This is a genomic window from Polaromonas sp. (assembly GCF_018780625.1).
GTDB lineage: Bacteria > Pseudomonadota > Gammaproteobacteria > Burkholderiales > Burkholderiaceae_C > Polaromonas.
This window is the reverse complement of the sequence record NZ_JADMJK010000239.1, coordinates 1-16,482: the sequence shown is the minus strand read 5'-3', so window position 1 is coordinate 16,482 and position 16,482 is coordinate 1. Positions and strand designations below refer to the sequence as shown.

The window sequence follows — 16,482 nt, the reverse complement described above, 5'->3', positions numbered from 1 at the left end:
TAGCTGTTCTTTTTCGCCTCTCGTCAAGCGTAGCTTGCCAGTGTCTTCTTCATCTTTTTCATGGCAGCAACTTCAATCTGGCGAATGCGCTCGGCGCTGACCTTGTATTCGGCGGCCAGGTCGTGCAGCGTCATGCCGCCTGAACCGTCATCATTGACGTTCAGCCAGCGCTCTTCCACGATACGGCGCGAACGGGCGTCCAGTTCTTCCAGTGCGGTGCTGATACCGCCGCTGGCCAGGTTGTCACGCTGGCGCGACTCCATCAGTGCCGTAGGTTCCTGTGAGGCGTCTGCCAGGTAGGCAATGGGGCCAAAGGCATCCTCGCCATCATCACTCGGGCTTGGATCCAGCAGCACGTCGCCACCTGACATGCGTTGCTCCATCTCGACGACTTCCTCGCGCTTGACGTTCAGCGTTTTCGCCATCGACTCGATCTGGCCCTCGGTCAGCGTGTCTCGGTGCGTGGCGACATCGGCGTCATCCTTGAAACCCTGTTTCATGGAGCGCAGATTGAAAAACAGTTTGCGCTGGGACTTGGTCGTCGCGACCTTGACCATGCGCCAGTTTTTCAGGATGTACTCGTGAATTTCTGCCTTGATCCAGTGCATGGCATAGCTCACCAGGCGCACGTTCTGGTCGGGATCAAACCGTTTGACCGCTTTCATCAGGCCAATGTTGCCTTCCTGAATCAGGTCACCATGCGGCAAGCCGTAGCCCAGGTATTTCCGGGAAATGGACACCACCAGACGCAAGTGGGAAAGGATCAGCTTGCCGGCAGAATCAAGATCGTTGTTTTCTTTCAGTTTTTTGGAAAACTCCTGCTCCTGCTCCAGCGTGAGCATCGGCAGACGGTTGACGGCTGAAATGTAAGCGTCCAGATCGCCCAAGGGAGGGACCATGGACCATGGATTGGCCGGGGCGACAGCATGGTTGGCTATGGCAGGTGCCGCCATGACAGCGTTCAGGGCCTGACGGGAAAGCGCGTGTGACATATCAGAACTCCTTTTCTCTAATCTGAAATATTAGCACTCTGTTGGAGTGAGTGCTAATCAATAGGTTCAATTGCTTTGATAGGGGCAGGCTAATCAAGACCCACCCTGTAATTCAACAAATTAGAGTCTGATCTTGCACTTTAGTTCTACAAGCGCCTGTAGGAAAAGCAGCAGAGGGCGCGGCGGCCAACACCCCCTGTGTGCCGGTGCGTTGACGCCTGCTGCGTCCGGGCCTGTACATCTACACCGGGGTTGATCCCCGTCAACCGCGAATCCGTTTTTGCCATGACCATGGCAACAAGGCATCCAGGCCGAATCCAATCGCTTTTACTGCTTCTGGATCGACGCAAAAATACAGTCACGGACAGAAAGACAAGCCATGTTCACTGCGCTGCAGTTGATTAGCAGGCCTTGCGCCGCGCGCGGGGCGTCGGTGCTAGTTGCGGCGGGTGCTGCGTGGTTTCGCGCACTGGTCGTTGCGGCCTTGCTTGGCTTGAGCGCATTCGCAGCCCGCGCAGCGCCGGTTCTTTTGCTGGAAGTGCACGGCGCGATAGGCCCCGCCAGCGCGGATTACCTGATCCGCGGAATTGCCAGGGCCAAGGACGCACATGCCCCACTGGTGGTGATCAGGCTGGACACGCCGGGTGGACTGGATACGTCCATGCGGCAGATCATCCAGGCGATCCTCGCATCTTCGGTGCCGGTCGCCGTGTACGTCAGCCCCGAAGGCGCGCGTGCCGCCAGTGCGGGTACTTATATCTTGTATGCCGCGCACATCGCCGCCATGGCGCCAGCCACCACGCTGGGCGCCGCCACGCCGGTCGCTGTTGGCCTGCCGGGCGTCGAGCGCAAGCCGTCAACGGATGAAAAAAGTGGCAGGCCCGGCGCCAGTGGGGGTGAGCCCACGCGGGATGCACCGCCCATGGCACCGGCCGACGCACTGACCGCCAAGCAAGTGCACGATGCGGCCGCCTTTATTCGCGGCTTGGCGCAGCAGCGCGGGCGCAATGCCGAATGGGCCGAGCGCGCCGTGCGGGAGGCGGTCAGTCTGACGGCCAGCGAAGCGCTGCGGGACAAGGTGATTGACGTGCTTGCCGCCGATGTGCCCGACTTGCTGGCGCAGATCGACGGCCGCACGGTGCGGGTGCTGGGCGCCGATGTGACGCTGGCCACGCGCGGCCTGGCTGTGGAGACCGTGCTGCCCGACTGGCGCCAGCAGCTGCTGTCAGTCATTGCCAACCCGAGCTTTGCATTGATTCTGATGATGATCGGCATCTACGGCCTGTTGTTCGAGTTTTCATCGCCAGGCTTTGGCGTGGCGGGGGTGACCGGCGCCATTTGCTTGCTGCTGGCGCTTTTTGCGCTGCAGATGCTGCCGGTCAACTATGCGGGGCTGGCGCTGATCCTGCTCGGCATGGCGCTGCTCGCTGCAGAAATCCTGACGCCCGCCTTTGGCGTGCTCGGCGTCGGTGGCGTGATCGCCTTCATCGCAGGTGGCTTGCTGCTGTTTGATCGCGACATTCCCGGCTTTGGCGTTCCGCTGGCACTGGTTTTTGGCCTGGCAGCCAGCTCCGCTGCTGTCGTTTTGCTCGGCGGCGGTATGGCGCTGCGGGCGCGTCGCCGCCCCGTGGTCAGCGGACCGGAGGAAATGCTGGGCGCGGTGGGCGAAGTACTGGCGGTGGACAACGGTGTTGCCTGGGCCCTGGTTCATGGCGAACGCTGGAAGGTGCGCTGCCCCGGTGCCCTGACGCCGGGGCAGCGGGTGCGCGTGGTGGCGCTGAGCGGCCTGACGCTGGACGTGTGCCCCGAAGACTCCGGTAGCGATCCAATCCCGAAAGGAACTTCATCATGATTTTCGACTTCAACCTCGGTCTCGGCGGCGTGTTGCTGCCACTGCTGCTGATCCTCGCCTTCAGCTCGCTGCGCGTGCTGCGTGAGTACCAGCGCGGCGTGGTGTTCCAGCTTGGCCGGTTCTGGCGAGTCAAGGGCCCGGGGCTGGTGCTTGTGATTCCCGGCATCCAGCAGATGGTGCGCGTGGACCTGCGCATCGTGACGATGGATGTCGAGCCGCAGGACGTGATCTCGCGCGACAACGTCTCGGTCAAGGTCAATGCCGTGGTGTTCTTTCGCGTGGTCGATCCGCAGAAGGCGATCATCCAGGTCGAGGACTACCTGACGGCGACCAGCCAGATCGCTCAGACCACCTTGCGCGTGGTGCTCGGCAAGCATGAACTGGACGAGATGCTGGCCGAGCGCGAGCGGCTGAACCTGGACGTGCAGCAGATTCTTGACGCCCAGACGGACGCTTGGGGCATCAAGGTCACCAATGTGGAGATCAAGCACATTGACCTGAACGAGTCGATGGTGCGGGCCATTGCGCGCCAGGCTGAAGCCGAGCGCGAACGCCGCGCCAAGGTGATTCATGCCGAGGGCGAAAAGCAGGCTGCCGTGGCCTTGCTGGAGGCCGCGCAAATGCTGGCGCAGCAGCCCGAAGCCATGCAGCTGCGCTACCTGCAGACCATGACGCAGGTGGCCGGCGACCGCGCCTCGACGATCGTATTTCCCTTGCCTATGGATTTGCTGGGCAGGCTGCTGGAAAAAACCCGGCCTGCCGATGAGCGCCACTGACACCGCACTTTTTCCGTCAGAAATACCGTCATGAGTGTGCGCAACCTTGAACACCTGTTTCGCCCCAGGTCGGTGGCCGTCATTGGCGCTTCTGACCGGCCGCAAAGCATTGGCGCGACCGTGATGCGCAACCTGCTCGAAGGCGGCTTTGCCGGACCTGTCTGGCCGGTCAATCCAAAGCACCTGAAAGTAGCCGGCCAGCCGGCTTTTCGTGACGTGGCCAGCCTGCCGCAGCCGCCGGACCTGGCCGTGATCTGCACGCCGGCGCCTACGGTTCCGGGCATCATGGCCGAACTCGGCCGCTGCGGCACCCGCGCCGCCATCGTCATCAGCGCCGGACTTTCGGCTGCCCATGCGCCCGACGAGACCAGCCTGCAGCAGGCCATGCTGGATGCCGCAAAGCCGCACCTGCTGCGCATTCTGGGGCCGAACTGCGTCGGCTTGCTGGTGCCGGGAATAGGGCTCAACGCCAGTTTCGCCCACACTTCGGCGCTTTCCGGACGGCTGGCGTTTGTTTCCCAGTCCGGCGCCCTGACGACGGCGCTGCTGGATTGGGCCAAGTCGCACCAGATCGGGTTTTCGCACTTTATTTCACTCGGCGACAGCGCCGATGTGGACTTCGGCGACGTACTCGATTACCTCGGCAGCGACCCGGGCACGCGCGCCATCCTGATGTACATGGAGTCGATCCAGTCAGCGCGTAAATTCATGTCGGCCGCGCGTGCTGCGGCGCGCAACAAACCGGTGTTGCTGGTCAAGGCCGGGCGCGCACCCGAGGGTGCCAAGGCGGCGGCATCGCACACCGGCGCGCTCGCGGGGTCAGACGCCGTATTTGACGCCGCCGTGCGGCGGGCCGGCATGCTGCGCGTGGCGACCTTGACCGATTTGTTCGCGGCGGCAGAAACCCTGGCCCGCGCGCGGCCCTTCAAGGGGGAGCGGCTGGCCATCATGACCAACGGCGGAGGCGCAGCCGTGCTGGCGGCCGACGCGCTGGCGCTGGGCGGCGGCACGCTGGCCGGGTTGTCCGGCGAATCGATGCGCCAACTCCAGGAATTCCTGCCGCCCACCTGGTCCCAGGGCAACCCGGTGGACATCATCGGCGACGCGCCCGTTGAGCGCTATGTCCGCACGCTGCAGATCCTGCTCGCCGACCCGAATGCCGACGCGGTCTTGTTCATGCATGCCCCGACGGCCATCGTGCCGAGCGTGCAAATCGCCAATGCCTGCGTGCCGCTGATGCAACAGGCCACCCGGCCCGTGCTGGGTTGCTGGCTGGGCGGCGGAGCGGTCCAGCAGGCGCGCAGCGTCTTTGCCCAGGCCGGCATTCCCTCGTATGACTCCCCGGAGCAGGCTATAGGCGGGTTTCTTCAACTCGCGGGCTTTCACCGCAACCAGTCCCTGTTGATGCAGACGCCGCCTTCGCTGCCGCAGGGCTTCGCCCCTGACCTGGCGGCGGCGCGGCGGCTGATTGACGGGGTGCTGGCCGATGGCCGCACGCTGCTGAGCGAGCCCGAGGCCAAAGCCTTGCTGGCGGCCTATGCCATTCCGGTGGTCGAGACCCGCGTCGTGGCGGATGCCGCGCAAGCCGAGAGCGCGTCCACGGAGATCGGCTTTCCTGTCGTGCTCAAAATCCTCTCGCCCGATATTTCGCACAAGTCCGACGTGGGCGGCGTGGCGCTGAAACTGGAGAGCCGGCAGGAAGTGGCGCAGGCCGCCCAAGGCATGCTGAGGCGGGTCGCAGAACTGCGTCCCGATGCCGCGCTGGCGGGTTTTACGGTCCAGGCGATGGTACGCAGGCCGCATGCGCACGAGTTGATCGTCGGCGCCGCGACCGACCCGATCTTCGGGCCGGTGATCCTGTTCGGCCAGGGCGGCGTTGCGGTCGAGGTGATTGGCGACCGCGCCGTGGCCTTGCCGCCGCTGAACCTGGCGCTGGCGCGCGATCTGGTGGCGCACACCCGCGTATCCCGGCTGCTTGCCGGCTACCGCGACCGCGCGGCCATCGATCACGAGGCGCTTGAGTCGACCCTGCTGAAGGTCTCGCAACTGATTTGCGACTTCCCGGAGGTGGCCGAACTCGACATCAACCCGCTGCTGGCGGACGACCAGGGCGTGATTGCGCTGGATGCCCGCGTGAAGGTGGTGCACGCGCGCAGCGCCGGTGCGCAGCGACTGGCCATCCGGCCCTATCCGGCTGAGCTTGAAGAACAGGTCGAGTTCAGCGGGCGCAGCGCGCTGGTGCGACCGATCCGGCCCGAGGATGAGCCTTGTCTGCGTGCGTTTTTCATGGAGGCCGAACCCGATGACCTGCGCATGCGCTTTTTCATGGCCAGGCGCGAATTTGCGCATTCTGAACTCGCCCGCTTCAGCCAGATCGACTATGCGCGCGACATGACATTCATCGCGGTTGCGCCAGACGCGGTGGGCGCCGACCGCATGCTGGGCGAAGTACGGGCAAGCACCGACCCCGACAACCTGCGCGCCGAGTTCGCGATCATGGTGCGCTCTGACCTGAAGGGCATGGGGCTGGGGCGGGCGCTGCTGGCCAAGCTGATTCGCTACCTGAAAGGCCGGGGTACCGGCCAGCTCGTGGGAGAGTGCCTGCGCCAGAACGAGGCCATGGCGGCATTGGCGCTCAGCCTCGGGTTTGCTGTCACGCTGGCGGCCAGTGGCGAGGCCATGTCGCTGTCACTGGATTTGCAGCAGCGGGCTGCGCTTCCCTGCGCGCGCACGCCATGAAAGGCCCTACGCAAAAGCGCGCGCAGTTCAGCGTCTGGTACGTTCTTTTGGCGCTGATCGCCCTCCAGTTTCTGCACGGGCTGTACCTGCAGTGGCGGGCGGTTGAACCCATTCCCTATAGCCAGTTCCAGTCCTTGCTGAAAGACGGCCAGGTCGCGGACATTTCGATCACCGATCGCTACATCACCGGCACGCTCAAGCAAGGGTTGCCGGACGGCAAGAAGACCTTCATCACGACACGGGTGGCGCCTGAGCTTGCCAGGGACCTGGCCCAGTACGACGTCAAGTTCAACGGCGTGATCGAGAGCACCTTGATGCGCGACATCCTGTCCTGGGTGCTGCCGACGCTGGTATTTGTGGGCATCTGGCTGTTTGCGATGCGCAAATTTGGCGAAAAGCAGGGTTTGGGCGGCGGCTTCCTGTCGATCGGCAAGAGCAAGGCCAAGATTTACGTCGAGACCGACACCAAGGTCAGCTTTGACGACGTGGCCGGCGTGGACGAAGCCAAGGCTGAGTTGCAGGAAGTCATCGGTTTTCTGAAAGACCCGCAGGGATATGGCCGCCTGGGCGGGCGCATGCCGCGCGGTATCTTGCTGGTGGGCCCGCCCGGTACCGGCAAGACCATGTTGGCGCGCGCGGTGGCGGGCGAGGCGGGCGTGCCGTTTTTCTCCATTTCGGGCTCGCAGTTCGTCGAGATGTTCGTCGGCGTGGGCGCCGCCCGGGTGCGCGACTTGTTCGAGCAGGCGCGCCAGCAGGCGCCGGCCATCATTTTCATTGATGAACTCGACTCGCTCGGCCGTGCGCGGGGCGCGCCGGGCATTGGCGGCAACGACGAAAAGGAGCAGACGCTGAACCAGTTGCTGGCGGAAATGGATGGCTTTGACTCCAGCTCGGGCCTGGTGCTGCTGGCCGCCACCAACCGGCCCGAGGTGCTGGACGCAGCCTTGCTGCGCGCCGGCCGGTTTGACCGGCAGGTGCTGGTGGACCGGCCCGACCGCATCGGGCGAATCGCCATCCTCAAGGTCCATACGCGCAAGATCAAGCTCGCGCCGGGCGTGGCGCTGGAACAGGTGGCCGAACTGACCCCGGGATTTTCAGGCGCCGACCTGGCCAACCTGTGCAACGAGGCGGCGCTGGCCGCGACACGCCGGCGCGCCGAGGCGGTGACGCTGGACGACTTCACGGTGGCGGTCGAGCGCATTGTGGCGGGCCTCGAAAAGAGGAACCGCCTGCTCAACCCGCATGAGCGGCGCGTGGTGGCCCACCATGAAATGGGCCACGCGCTGGTGGCGCTGTCCTTGCCCGGGGTGGACGTGGTGCATAAGGTCTCCATCATCCCGCGCGGCGTTGGCGCGCTGGGCTACACCATCCAGCGTCCCACCGAGGACCGTTTCCTGATGACGCGCCAGGAACTGGAAAACAAGATGCAGGTGCTGCTGGGCGGTCGTGCCGCCGAACACATCGTGTTTGGGGAAGTGTCCACCGGCGCGGCAGATGACCTGCAAAAAGTGACTTCCATTGCGCGGGCCATCGTCATGCGCTATGGCATGGACGAAAAGCTGGGCCATGTGGTGTACGAGGAAGAGCGCTCGTCTTTTCTGGGCGAAACCGGGCTAAGCCTTAAGGAGCGCAACTTCAGCGAGGAAACCGCGCGCCAGATTGATGCGGCAGTGCGCAGCATCGTGCGTGAAGCCTTTGCGCGAACGGTGGCGATGCTGACCGCGCGGCGCCAGGTGCTGGACGCGGCTGCAGCCGAACTGCTTCAGAAAGAAACGCTCACTGAGCCGGATTTGCAGCGCTTGCGTGAGACCCTGAAAGGCTATGCGGTGCCCGGCGCCTGAGCCGTCCTGGCCGTGGAACTCAAGGCAGGCGCCGCTCTTCCCGAATTTCCCGTACTTCGACGTCCACAATATCGCCGGCGCCGGGTCTGGATTTGGACGCGGACTCGCCTTCGCGGGCGCCACGGCCCGACCAGCCCTTTTGGGATGAAAACTGCTGGAAGCGGCCAAACGCCATGGATGCCGCAGGTCTGCGGCCCGTAATCAGGGATTTGAGCAGAAGCACCACGAAAACAATCAGGCCCGCCACCAGCAGGCTGACCGCAAACAAAGCGGCGAACAGGCCCAGAACGATTTTCAGCGTAAGACCAAGAACTTGACTGACAAAGCTAGGCACGTAGGCAATCCTTCAAAGCTGTCAAATGGAGGCAAGGGGGCGGTTTTCAATGCCGGCGCGGCATTCAGGCCAGCAGTGCCTGGGCAAACTCGCGCGCGTTGAAGGTTTCCAGGTCTTCGAGCTTTTCGCCTACACCGATAAAGTAGACCGGCACCGGGCGCAGGTCAGGCGAAGCCAGCGCCCGCTCGCGCGCCCACAAGGCAATGGCTGCCAGTACGCCACCCTTGGCCGTGCCGTCGAGCTTGGTCACGATCAGGCCCGTCAGTTGCAGCGTGTCGTCAAAGGCCTTGACCTGGGCCAGCGCGTTCTGGCCGGTGTTGCCGTCAATCACGAGCAAAATTTCGTGCGGCGCGGTGGCGTCGGCCTTTTGCACCACGCGCTTGATCTTGCGCAGCTCTTCCATCAGGTGCAGCTGCGTTGGCAGGCGGCCGGCGGTATCGACCAGCACCACGTCCTTGCCGCGCGCCTTGCCTGCAGTCACGGCATCAAAGCTCACGGCTGCGGGGTCGCCGCCGGCCTGGCTGACAATCTCGACTGTGTTGCGGTCGGCCCAGACACTGAGCTGCTCGCGCGCTGCGGCGCGAAAGGTGTCGGCGGCCGCCAGCAGCACAGAAGCGCCTTCGTTGGCCAGATGGCGCGTGAGCTTGCCAATCGAGGTGGTTTTGCCCGCGCCGTTGACGCCCGTGACCATGATCACCGTGGGCTGGTACTGCCCAATCACCAGGGGCTTTTCAAGCGGCTTGAGCAGCTGGGCAATGGCCTCGACCAGCGCATTCTTGACCGCCACCGGGTGCGTCATACCGCCCGCCTGGACGCGGCGCTTGACATCGGCCAGCAGGTGCTCGGTGGCCTTCACGCCTGTATCGGCCATCAGCAGGGCGGTTTCCAGGTCCTCGTACAGGGCATCGTCAATGCGGCTGCCGGTGAACACGGTGGAAATGCTGCTGCCGGTATTGCGCAGGCCCGCCTGCAGCTTGCCGAGCCAGCGCTGGCGGTCTGGCGATGCAGCCGCTGCCAGCGCGTCGGGGATGGAAATGGGCGTGACCAGCGCACTGCCGATCATCCCGCCGCCCGTGCCGCGGGCTGGGCCAGTTGGTGCTGCGGGGCCATGCACAGGGGCTGCCGCCGGCGCGGACGCCTCGCCGGGCGCCTGTACGGCAGGGGTTGCAGGCGGTGCGCAAGGCACCGGTGGCGGGGCAGAGCCGGATTTTTTCTTGAAAAAACTGAACATTAATTATGCTTGTAGAGTCCACTATTCTATGAAACAAGCCAGACCCGTCCATTTGAAGCCTTCGGTAACCTTTTCCAAGGGCCTGACCGCCCGGTTTTCAGCTTCGCTTTTTCCGGTGGCGCTGCTCGCCGCCCTCGGCACTGCAGCCGTTGCACAGCCTGCCGCGCCGGTGGACCAGTTCACGCTGGCCAACGGGCTGACGGTCATTGTCAAGCCCGATCACCGTGCGCCCACCGTGGCCCACATGCTGTGGGTGCGTGTCGGCTCCATGGACGAGGTGGATGGCACCTCGGGCGTGGCGCATGTGCTGGAGCACATGATGTTCAAGGGTACGCCGACGGTGAAGCCGGGCGATTTTTCCAGGCAGGTGGCGGCGCTCGGCGGGCGCGAAAACGCCTTTACCAGCCGCGACAACACCGGCTACTACCAGCAAATCCCTGCCGGCCAGCTCGAAACCGTGATGCGCCTGGAGGCCGACCGCTTTGCCAACAACCGGTGGCCTGACGAGGAATTCAAGCGCGAGATCGAGGTGGTCAAGGAGGAGCGCCGCCTGCGCACCGAAGACGCGCCGCGCGCCATGCTGTCCGAGCAGTCCACGGCGCTGACCTTTCTGGCCGCGCCCTACCGGCGCCCCATCGTGGGCTGGATGAGCGACCTGGACGCCATGACACCCGGCGATGTGCGCGACTTCCATCAGCGCTGGTATGTGCCCGCCAATGCGGCACTGGTGGTAGCGGGGGATGTGGACGTGGCCCGGGTCCGGGTGCTGGCTGAAAAATACTACGGCGCGATTGCCGCGCGCCCGGTGCCGGTGCGCAAGCCGCGCAGCGAGCCCGCGCAGGCCGGCATGCGGCGCCTGGAACTCAAGGCCCCTGCCAGCCAGGCCTATGTGACGCTGGCCTTCAAGGTGCCCAAGCTCGAAGCCGCCGACCTGGCGGATGCCGCCATGGCCGCATCAGCCACCGCGCCAGCCAGCCGCGATGCGCTGGCCCTGACGGTACTGGCCGCTGTGCTTGACGGCTACAACGGCGCCCGGCTGGAGCGCGCGCTGGTCCAGGGGAAGGGCCAGCAAGGCCGCATTGCCGACAGCGCAGGCGCCTCCAATGGCATGCTGGGCCGCGGGCCGCAGCTGTTCAGGCTCAGCGGCGTGCCCGCCGAAGGCAAAACCGTGCAGCAGGTGGCCCAGGCACTGCGCCAGCAGGTGGCGCTGGTGGCCAGGGACGGCGTCAGCGCATCAGAGCTCAATCGCGTCAAAACCCAGTGGGTGGCCAGCGAAACCTACAAGCTAGACTCGGTGTTCAGCCAGGCGCAGGAGCTGGGCTCCAACTGGGTGCAGGGCCTGCCGCTGGACGCCAGTGCGCGCCTGATCGCCCAGCTGCGCAGCATCACCGCTGCCGAGGTGCAGGCGGTGGCCGCCAAATATTTTGGTGATGACCAGCTGACGACCGCCACCTTGCTGCCGCAGGCGATGGGCCCCCAGCGCAAGCCGCGCCCGTCCACTGTTGCGCCCCGGCATTGAGCCCGGCTCCGAACCGAACGATTTGGGTCTTCATGATCATTGCTACTAAAAAAATAGCTATCCGCGTAATAACGACGTTGGCTTCAGGCCTTTTTTGTCATATTCCAGCATGGGCGGCGATTCCGATCCAGCACTGGACCCAGCCCAGCGGCGCCCAGGTCTACCTGGTCGAGAGTCCGGCGGTGGCCATGCTGGACGTGCAGATCGACTTTGACGCCGGCAGCCGGCGTGACCCGCCCGCGCAAGCCGGTCTGGCCAGCATCATGGCGGCCATGCTGGACAAGGGCGTGCAGGCCAAAAATGGCTCGCCAACGCTGGATGAAAATGCGCTCAGCGAAGCCTGGGCCGATTTGGGCGCCCAGTTTGGTGCCGGTGCCAGCGTCGACCGGCTGAGTTTTTCACTGCGCTCCCTGACCGAGCCTGACTTGCTGGACCAGGCGGTGGCGCTTGCCGCACGCGAGTTGGCCGAGCCGTCCTTTCCCGAATCCGTCTGGCAGCGCGAACGCCAGCGCATGCAGGCCGCGCTCAAGGAGTCCTACACCCGTCCCGCCAGCGTGATTGGCCGGGCCTATGGCCAGGCTGTGTACGGCACGCACCCCTATGGCCAGGAGGTGAGCGAGGCGACGCTGGCGCGCATCAGCACCACCGACCTGCGGGCCGCGCATGCCGCCGGCGTCGTGGCCTGCCGCGCGCGCATCAGCATGGTGGGCGCCGTGACCAGGGCGCAGGCCGATGCACTGGCCGCGCGCTTGCTGTCACGCCTGCCGCAAGTGCCTTGCGCCAGTTTGCCGCCGCTGCCGCAGGTAGCCGAAGTCGCGCCGCTCACGCAAGCCGAGGAAAAGCGCATCCCGTTCGATTCCGCCCAGGCGCATGTGCTGATGGGCCAGCCCGGCTTCAAGCGCGCCGACCCCGATTATTTCGCCTTGACCGTCGGCAATTACATCCTGGGCGGCGGCGGCTTTGTGTCGCGGCTGACCCAGGAAGTGCGTGAAAAGCGCGGTTTAACCTACGGCGTCTCCAGCCATTTCTCGCCCGGCCTGCATGCCGGCAGCTTCACGGTCGGCCTGCAAACCCGGCCCGACCAGGCCGCGCAGGCGGTAGCGCTGGTGCGCCAGGTGGTGGGCGACTTTGTGGCCAACGGGCCGACCGCAGCTGAACTGCAGGCCGCCAAGGACAACCTGATGGGCGGATTTGCCCTGCGCATTGACAGTAATGGCAAGCTGCTGGGCAACATTGCCGGCATAGCATGGAATAATTTGCCGCTCGACTACCTCGACACCTGGACCCAGCAAGTGGAGAAGGTGACAGCCGACGACATCAAGGCCGCTTTTGCGCGCAAACTACAACCCGAAAAAATGGTCACCGTGATTCTTGGATCTTCGCTATGAAATACACCCCCCTCAAAATCCAGGCCGAGCCTGCCGTCAAGCCCTTGATGAAACCCACCGTGAAGCCCAAGGGAACGGCGCACCTCAAGCCGCCTGGTGAGATCCGCATCATTGGCGGACAGTACCGGCGCACCAAGCTGTCCGTGCCCAACAGGCCCGGCCTGCGTCCCACGCCTGACCGTGTGCGGGAAACCCTGTTCAACTGGCTGGGCCAGGACCTGAGCGGCTGGCGCTGCGCCGATGTGTTTGCCGGCACCGGTGTGCTGGGGTTTGAAGCGGCTTCGCGCGGCGCCGCCGAGGTGTTGCTGTGCGAGCAGGACCCTGCGCTGGTGCTGCAACTCAAGTCCGTGCAGGCGCGGCTGAAAGCCGACAGCGTCAGGGTTGAGCGCGGTGACGGCTTGAGTCTGCTGCGGCGGCTGCCAGCCGGCAGCATGCAGCTCGTGTTTCTCGACCCGCCGTTTGACTCCATCCAGTTTGAGGCCGCACTCAAGGCCGCTGCGCAGGCGATTGCGCCCAAGGGGCTGGTCTATCTGGAAGCCCCCCGGGCCTGGCTTGATGAGGAGTTGGCGCCGCTGGGGCTGCAAGTGCACCGCAGCGGCAAGGCTGGCGCGGTGCATTTTCATCTGCTGACCAAGGTTGACGCACTGCAGGTTCAGGATGTGCCGCAGGACGGGCTGACGGCCTGATCGCTGGGGCCTGGCCTGCGGCCTTGCCGGGCGCGTGGGTTCATGGCCTGCGCCTAGGCGGCAGACGGGCATCCCGGCGCATAATTCCGCCATGCCCATCACGCCGCCGCCATTTCCCCGCATTGCTGTTTATTCGGGCACGTTTGATCCGTTCACCCGGGGCCACGACGACGTGGTGCGCCGCGCCGCCGGGCTGTTTGACCAACTCGTGATCGCGGTAGCGGTGGCCCACCACAAGAAAACCCTGTTTTCACTGGACGAGCGCGTGGAGCAGGTGCGTGCGGCGACTGAAAACATAGCGGGCGTGACGGTGTTGTCGTTTGACGGCCTGATCATGGATTTTTGCGCGGCGCAGTCGGCCTGCGCGGTGGTGCGCGGTATCCGCAACCTGACCGACTTTGACTACGAAGCCCAGATGGCCGCCATGAACCGCAAGCTGCGCCCGCAGGTGGAGACGGTGTTTCTGCTGCCCGACGCGCCCCTGCAGTGCATCAGCAGCACGCTGGTGCGCGAGATCAGCAAGCTGGGCGGCGACGTCGGCCAGATGGTCAGCCCGGCCGTGGCTGGCGCACTGGAAGCGGCGCACCGGCCCCGATTGCAGGCTTGAGAGGACAAGGAACACGCCATGGCTTTACTGATCACAGACGAATGCATCAACTGCGATGTGTGCGAACCCGAATGCCCCAACGAGGCGATTTACCTCGGCAAGGAAATCTACGAAATCGACCCGAACAAGTGCACCGAGTGCGTCGGCCACTTTGACGAACCCCAGTGCGTGCAAGTCTGCCCGGTTGCCTGCATTCCGGTAAACCCGCAGCATGTTGAAACCCGGGAAACGCTCTGGGAGAAGTACCATCGCCTGCAGGCTGTTGTGCCGGTGCTGCCTCGCTAGCGAGGCTGGAGAACTGCTTTAGGCCGAAAACTATTAGCCAAATTGTCCTGTAGCCCAATAGCTACGAGGACAAGTAGCTATCAAAAAAAGTAAATCTCAGTCGGGCTGCGATCCTGCCGCCGGTGCTGTGGGCACCGGAGCCGCAGGCCGTGGCGGCTTGGGTCGCGGTGGCTGGCTGGTGTGAATCAGCATCGTGGCTTTCTCCATCTCGCCCTGGAGCAGCTCAGGCGCCGCCTTGATGCTGCGCGCGATACAGTCTTCAATGGCGGTGCGGTGTTCGGCCGATGGCTTTTTGAGCACCCAGTTGATCACTTCTGACTTCACGCCAGGGTGCCCTACGCCGATGCGCAGCCGCCAGTAGTCCGCCGTACCCAGTTGGGCATGAATGTCACGCAAGCCGTTGTGGCCCGCATGGCTGCCGCCCAGCTTGAGCTTGGCCTGGCCTGGCACGATGTCGAGTTCATCGTGCGCCACCAGAATCTCCCCGGGCGCAATCTTGAAAAAACGCGCCAGCGCGGCCACCGATTTTCCCGACAGGTTCATGAAGGTCAGGGGTTTGAGCAGCCACACGGTTTGTCCGTTCAGGGTGGTGCGGCCGACCTGGCCGTAGTAATTCTTGTCCAGACTCAGCGGCACCTTCAGTTCCTGAGAGAGCGCGTCAATCCACCAGAAACCGGCATTGTGGCGTGTGGCTTCGTATTCGGCGCCGGGGTTGCCCAGGCCAACAAACAATTTGATCATGTGATGAGAAGAGGAGGGCGGGAGGGCGGCTTGCCGGTGTGGTGAAGCCTGAACCCGTAGCGGTGAGCGTAGCAGAACGGGGCGCCCATAAAAAAGACCCCTGTCCTCAAGAGAGGGCAGGGGCCGCCTGGGCTTGATTGGCCTTTTCAGGCCAATGCAGCGCGCTGCGAATTACTTCTTGGCAGCAGGCTTGGCTGCTGGTTTGCCGCCTTTGCCTTTGGCGTCTTTGGCATCGACCACGGGTGCGACTTCAACTTCCACGGCGATTGGCGTCACAGACACCAGCACGGGGTTGACCTGGCCCTTGGCCACGAACTTCACGCCTTTTGGCAGCGTGATGTCCTTGACGTTCAGTGGGCTGCCTTTTTTCAGGCCGCTCAAGTCAACGGCGATGAATTCAGGGATGTCTGCAGGGAAGCAGGACACGGTCAGCTCGGACACCACGTGGTTGACCAGGCAGTTGTCGGTCTTGATCGCTGGCGACTCTTCTTCACCGCTGTAGTGCAGTGGCACTTTCACGGTCATGCGCGTGCGGGCTTCGACGCGCTGGAAGTCGATGTGCAGAATCTGTTGCTTGAAGGGGTGCATCTGCAGGTCACGCAGCAGAACCTTGTGTGCCGTGCCGCCCAGGTCCATCTCGAGGATGGAGGCGTGGAAGGCTTCCTTCTTGATGGCGTGCCACAACGCGTTGTGATCGATCTCGATCAGCGTGGTTTCACCGGTGCCACCGTAAACAATACCGGGCGTGCGGCCCGTGATGCGGAGACGGCGGCTCGCACCCGTACCCTGCATGGCGCGCTCAAAAGCGACGAATTTCATAATCTTCTCCAAAAGGGGCGTGCCGCGACCAGCTTACCCCGACAAAAAAAGGCTGCTCAAGCTCTGCAGATTCTGCGAGCCGGGCAGCCACCTTGCTGCTTCAAATCAGAACAGATTGTCCTGATCCGAGAACAAACTCATGACCGACTCTCCCTTGGCAATGCGCTGTATGGTTTCAGCGATCAGCGGTGCCACGGAGAGCTGGCGAATCTTTTTGCAGGCCTTCGCGCTCTGGCTCAGCGGGATGGTGTTGGTGATCACCACTTCGTCGAGCGCGTCACCCTGGGTAATGCGGTCAATGGCAGGACCCGAAAAAATCGGGTGCGTGCAGTATGCGTAGACTTTTTTGGCGCCGCGCTCCTTCAGCACCTCGGCGGCCTTGACCAGCGTGCCGGCCGTGTCGATCATGTCATCCATGATGACGCAGTTGCGGCCCTCGATGTCGCCGATCACGTGCATGACTTCGGACACATTGGCCTTGGGCCGGCGCTTGTCGATGATGGCCATGTCGCAGCCGAGTTGCTTGGCCAGTGCGCGGGCGCGCACCACGCCGCCCACGTCGGGCGAGACCACCATCAGGTCTGTGTAATTTTTCTGGCGCAAATCGCCCAGCAACACGGGCGACGCGTAAATGTTGTCCACCGGGATGTCAAAAAATCCCTGAATCTGGTC

Annotated in this window: 15 protein-coding genes; 9 read left to right on the top strand and 6 right to left on the bottom strand. The window is 64.0% G+C overall.

Annotated elements, in window-relative coordinates; genetic code table 11:
• Positions 1 to 23: 23 nt before the first annotated feature.
• Positions 24 to 992, bottom strand: a complete 969-nt coding sequence (gene rpoH / locus IV091_RS17000) for an RNA polymerase sigma factor RpoH (protein ID WP_293470444.1) — start codon at positions 990 to 992, stop codon at positions 24 to 26.
• A 379-nt stretch (positions 993 to 1,371) separates the two neighbouring features.
• Here rpoH and IV091_RS16995 point away from each other — a divergent pair, with 379 nt between their 5' ends.
• Genes IV091_RS16995 through ftsH form a run of 4 tightly spaced genes read left to right on the top strand, consistent with a single transcriptional unit; the run spans position 1,372 to position 8,200 of the window.
• Positions 1,372 to 2,844: a nodulation protein NfeD gene (locus IV091_RS16995; protein ID WP_293470443.1), complete on the top strand. Its 1,473-nt coding sequence runs from the start codon at positions 1,372 to 1,374 to the stop codon at positions 2,842 to 2,844.
• Entirely contained in the window at positions 2,841 to 3,620 is a 780-nt protein-coding gene (locus IV091_RS16990; protein ID WP_293470442.1) for a slipin family protein, read from the top strand. Before IV091_RS16995 ends, IV091_RS16990 begins: the two co-directional genes overlap by 4 nt.
• A gap of 30 nt (positions 3,621 to 3,650) precedes the next feature.
• A complete protein-coding gene (locus IV091_RS16985; protein ID WP_293470441.1) occupies positions 3,651 to 6,359 on the top strand; it encodes a bifunctional acetate--CoA ligase family protein/GNAT family N-acetyltransferase in 2,709 nt (902 codons plus the stop codon).
• The gene (ftsH, locus tag IV091_RS16980) at positions 6,356 to 8,200 is read left to right on the top strand and encodes an ATP-dependent zinc metalloprotease FtsH (RefSeq protein WP_293470440.1); all 1,845 of its coding nucleotides are present in this window, start codon (positions 6,356 to 6,358) and stop codon (positions 8,198 to 8,200) included. The genes IV091_RS16985 and ftsH overlap by 4 nt, the downstream gene beginning before the upstream one ends.
• A gap of 19 nt (positions 8,201 to 8,219) precedes the next feature.
• On the opposite strand, the gene IV091_RS16975 is transcribed toward ftsH, so the two are convergent.
• Together IV091_RS16975 and ftsY are read right to left on the bottom strand one after the other, a co-directional pair.
• On the bottom strand, positions 8,220 to 8,534 hold the full coding sequence (locus IV091_RS16975; protein ID WP_293470439.1) for a hypothetical protein: 315 nt from the start codon (positions 8,532 to 8,534) through the stop codon (positions 8,220 to 8,222).
• A gap of 64 nt (positions 8,535 to 8,598) precedes the next feature.
• Positions 8,599 to 9,765, bottom strand: a complete 1,167-nt coding sequence (gene ftsY / locus IV091_RS16970; RefSeq protein WP_293470438.1) for a signal recognition particle-docking protein FtsY — start codon at positions 9,763 to 9,765, stop codon at positions 8,599 to 8,601.
• Positions 9,766 to 9,793: 28 nt separating this feature from the next.
• Here ftsY and IV091_RS16965 point away from each other — a divergent pair, with 28 nt between their 5' ends.
• The 5 genes from IV091_RS16965 (at position 9,794) to IV091_RS16945 (ending at position 14,250) form a co-directional block, all read left to right on the top strand.
• On the top strand, positions 9,794 to 11,284 hold the full coding sequence (locus IV091_RS16965; RefSeq protein WP_293470437.1) for a pitrilysin family protein: 1,491 nt from the start codon (positions 9,794 to 9,796) through the stop codon (positions 11,282 to 11,284).
• Positions 11,285 to 11,316: 32 nt separating this feature from the next.
• Complete coding sequence (locus IV091_RS16960) at positions 11,317 to 12,672, top strand: pitrilysin family protein (RefSeq protein ID WP_293470436.1); 1,356 nt, start codon at positions 11,317 to 11,319, stop codon at positions 12,670 to 12,672.
• Between the two features lie 47 nt (positions 12,673 to 12,719).
• On the top strand, positions 12,720 to 13,358 hold the full coding sequence (rsmD, locus tag IV091_RS16955) for a 16S rRNA (guanine(966)-N(2))-methyltransferase RsmD (RefSeq protein ID WP_293470485.1): 639 nt from the start codon (positions 12,720 to 12,722) through the stop codon (positions 13,356 to 13,358).
• Between the two features lie 91 nt (positions 13,359 to 13,449).
• A complete protein-coding gene (gene coaD / locus IV091_RS16950; protein WP_293470435.1) occupies positions 13,450 to 13,965 on the top strand; it encodes a pantetheine-phosphate adenylyltransferase in 516 nt (171 codons plus the stop codon).
• Between the two features lie 18 nt (positions 13,966 to 13,983).
• Positions 13,984 to 14,250, top strand: a complete 267-nt coding sequence (locus IV091_RS16945) for a YfhL family 4Fe-4S dicluster ferredoxin (RefSeq protein ID WP_293470434.1) — start codon at positions 13,984 to 13,986, stop codon at positions 14,248 to 14,250.
• Between the two features lie 96 nt (positions 14,251 to 14,346).
• On the opposite strand, the gene pth is transcribed toward IV091_RS16945, so the two are convergent.
• The 3 genes from pth to prs form a co-directional block, all read right to left on the bottom strand.
• Positions 14,347 to 14,991: an aminoacyl-tRNA hydrolase gene (gene pth / locus IV091_RS16940; protein ID WP_293470433.1), complete on the bottom strand. Its 645-nt coding sequence runs from the start codon at positions 14,989 to 14,991 to the stop codon at positions 14,347 to 14,349.
• Positions 14,992 to 15,162: 171 nt separating this feature from the next.
• Positions 15,163 to 15,810, bottom strand: coding sequence for a 50S ribosomal protein L25/general stress protein Ctc (locus tag IV091_RS16935; protein WP_293470432.1), 648 nt, complete (start codon positions 15,808 to 15,810; stop codon positions 15,163 to 15,165).
• Between the two features lie 105 nt (positions 15,811 to 15,915).
• A partial coding sequence (gene prs, locus IV091_RS16930; protein WP_293470431.1) for a ribose-phosphate diphosphokinase occupies positions 15,916 to 16,482 on the bottom strand: 567 nt, incomplete at its 5' end.

Coding starts and splice junctions, on each gene's coding strand:
- rpoH (WP_293470444.1), bottom strand. CDS start 992: ATGTCACACGCGCTTTCCCGTCAGGCCCTGAACGCTGTCATGGCGGCA.
- IV091_RS16995 (WP_293470443.1), top strand. CDS start 1,372: ATGTTCACTGCGCTGCAGTTGATTAGCAGGCCTTGCGCCGCGCGCGGG.
- IV091_RS16990 (WP_293470442.1), top strand. CDS start 2,841: ATGATTTTCGACTTCAACCTCGGTCTCGGCGGCGTGTTGCTGCCACTG.
- IV091_RS16985 (WP_293470441.1), top strand. CDS start 3,651: ATGAGTGTGCGCAACCTTGAACACCTGTTTCGCCCCAGGTCGGTGGCC.
- ftsH (WP_293470440.1), top strand. CDS start 6,356: ATGAAAGGCCCTACGCAAAAGCGCGCGCAGTTCAGCGTCTGGTACGTT.
- ftsY (WP_293470438.1), bottom strand. CDS start 9,765: ATGTTCAGTTTTTTCAAGAAAAAATCCGGCTCTGCCCCGCCACCGGTG.
- IV091_RS16965 (WP_293470437.1), top strand. CDS start 9,794: ATGAAACAAGCCAGACCCGTCCATTTGAAGCCTTCGGTAACCTTTTCC.
- IV091_RS16960 (WP_293470436.1), top strand. CDS start 11,317: ATGATCATTGCTACTAAAAAAATAGCTATCCGCGTAATAACGACGTTG.
- rsmD (WP_293470485.1), top strand. CDS start 12,720: ATGAAACCCACCGTGAAGCCCAAGGGAACGGCGCACCTCAAGCCGCCT.
- coaD (WP_293470435.1), top strand. CDS start 13,450: ATGCCCATCACGCCGCCGCCATTTCCCCGCATTGCTGTTTATTCGGGC.
- IV091_RS16945 (WP_293470434.1), top strand. CDS start 13,984: ATGGCTTTACTGATCACAGACGAATGCATCAACTGCGATGTGTGCGAA.
- pth (WP_293470433.1), bottom strand. CDS start 14,991: ATGATCAAATTGTTTGTTGGCCTGGGCAACCCCGGCGCCGAATACGAA.
- IV091_RS16935 (WP_293470432.1), bottom strand. CDS start 15,810: ATGAAATTCGTCGCTTTTGAGCGCGCCATGCAGGGTACGGGTGCGAGC.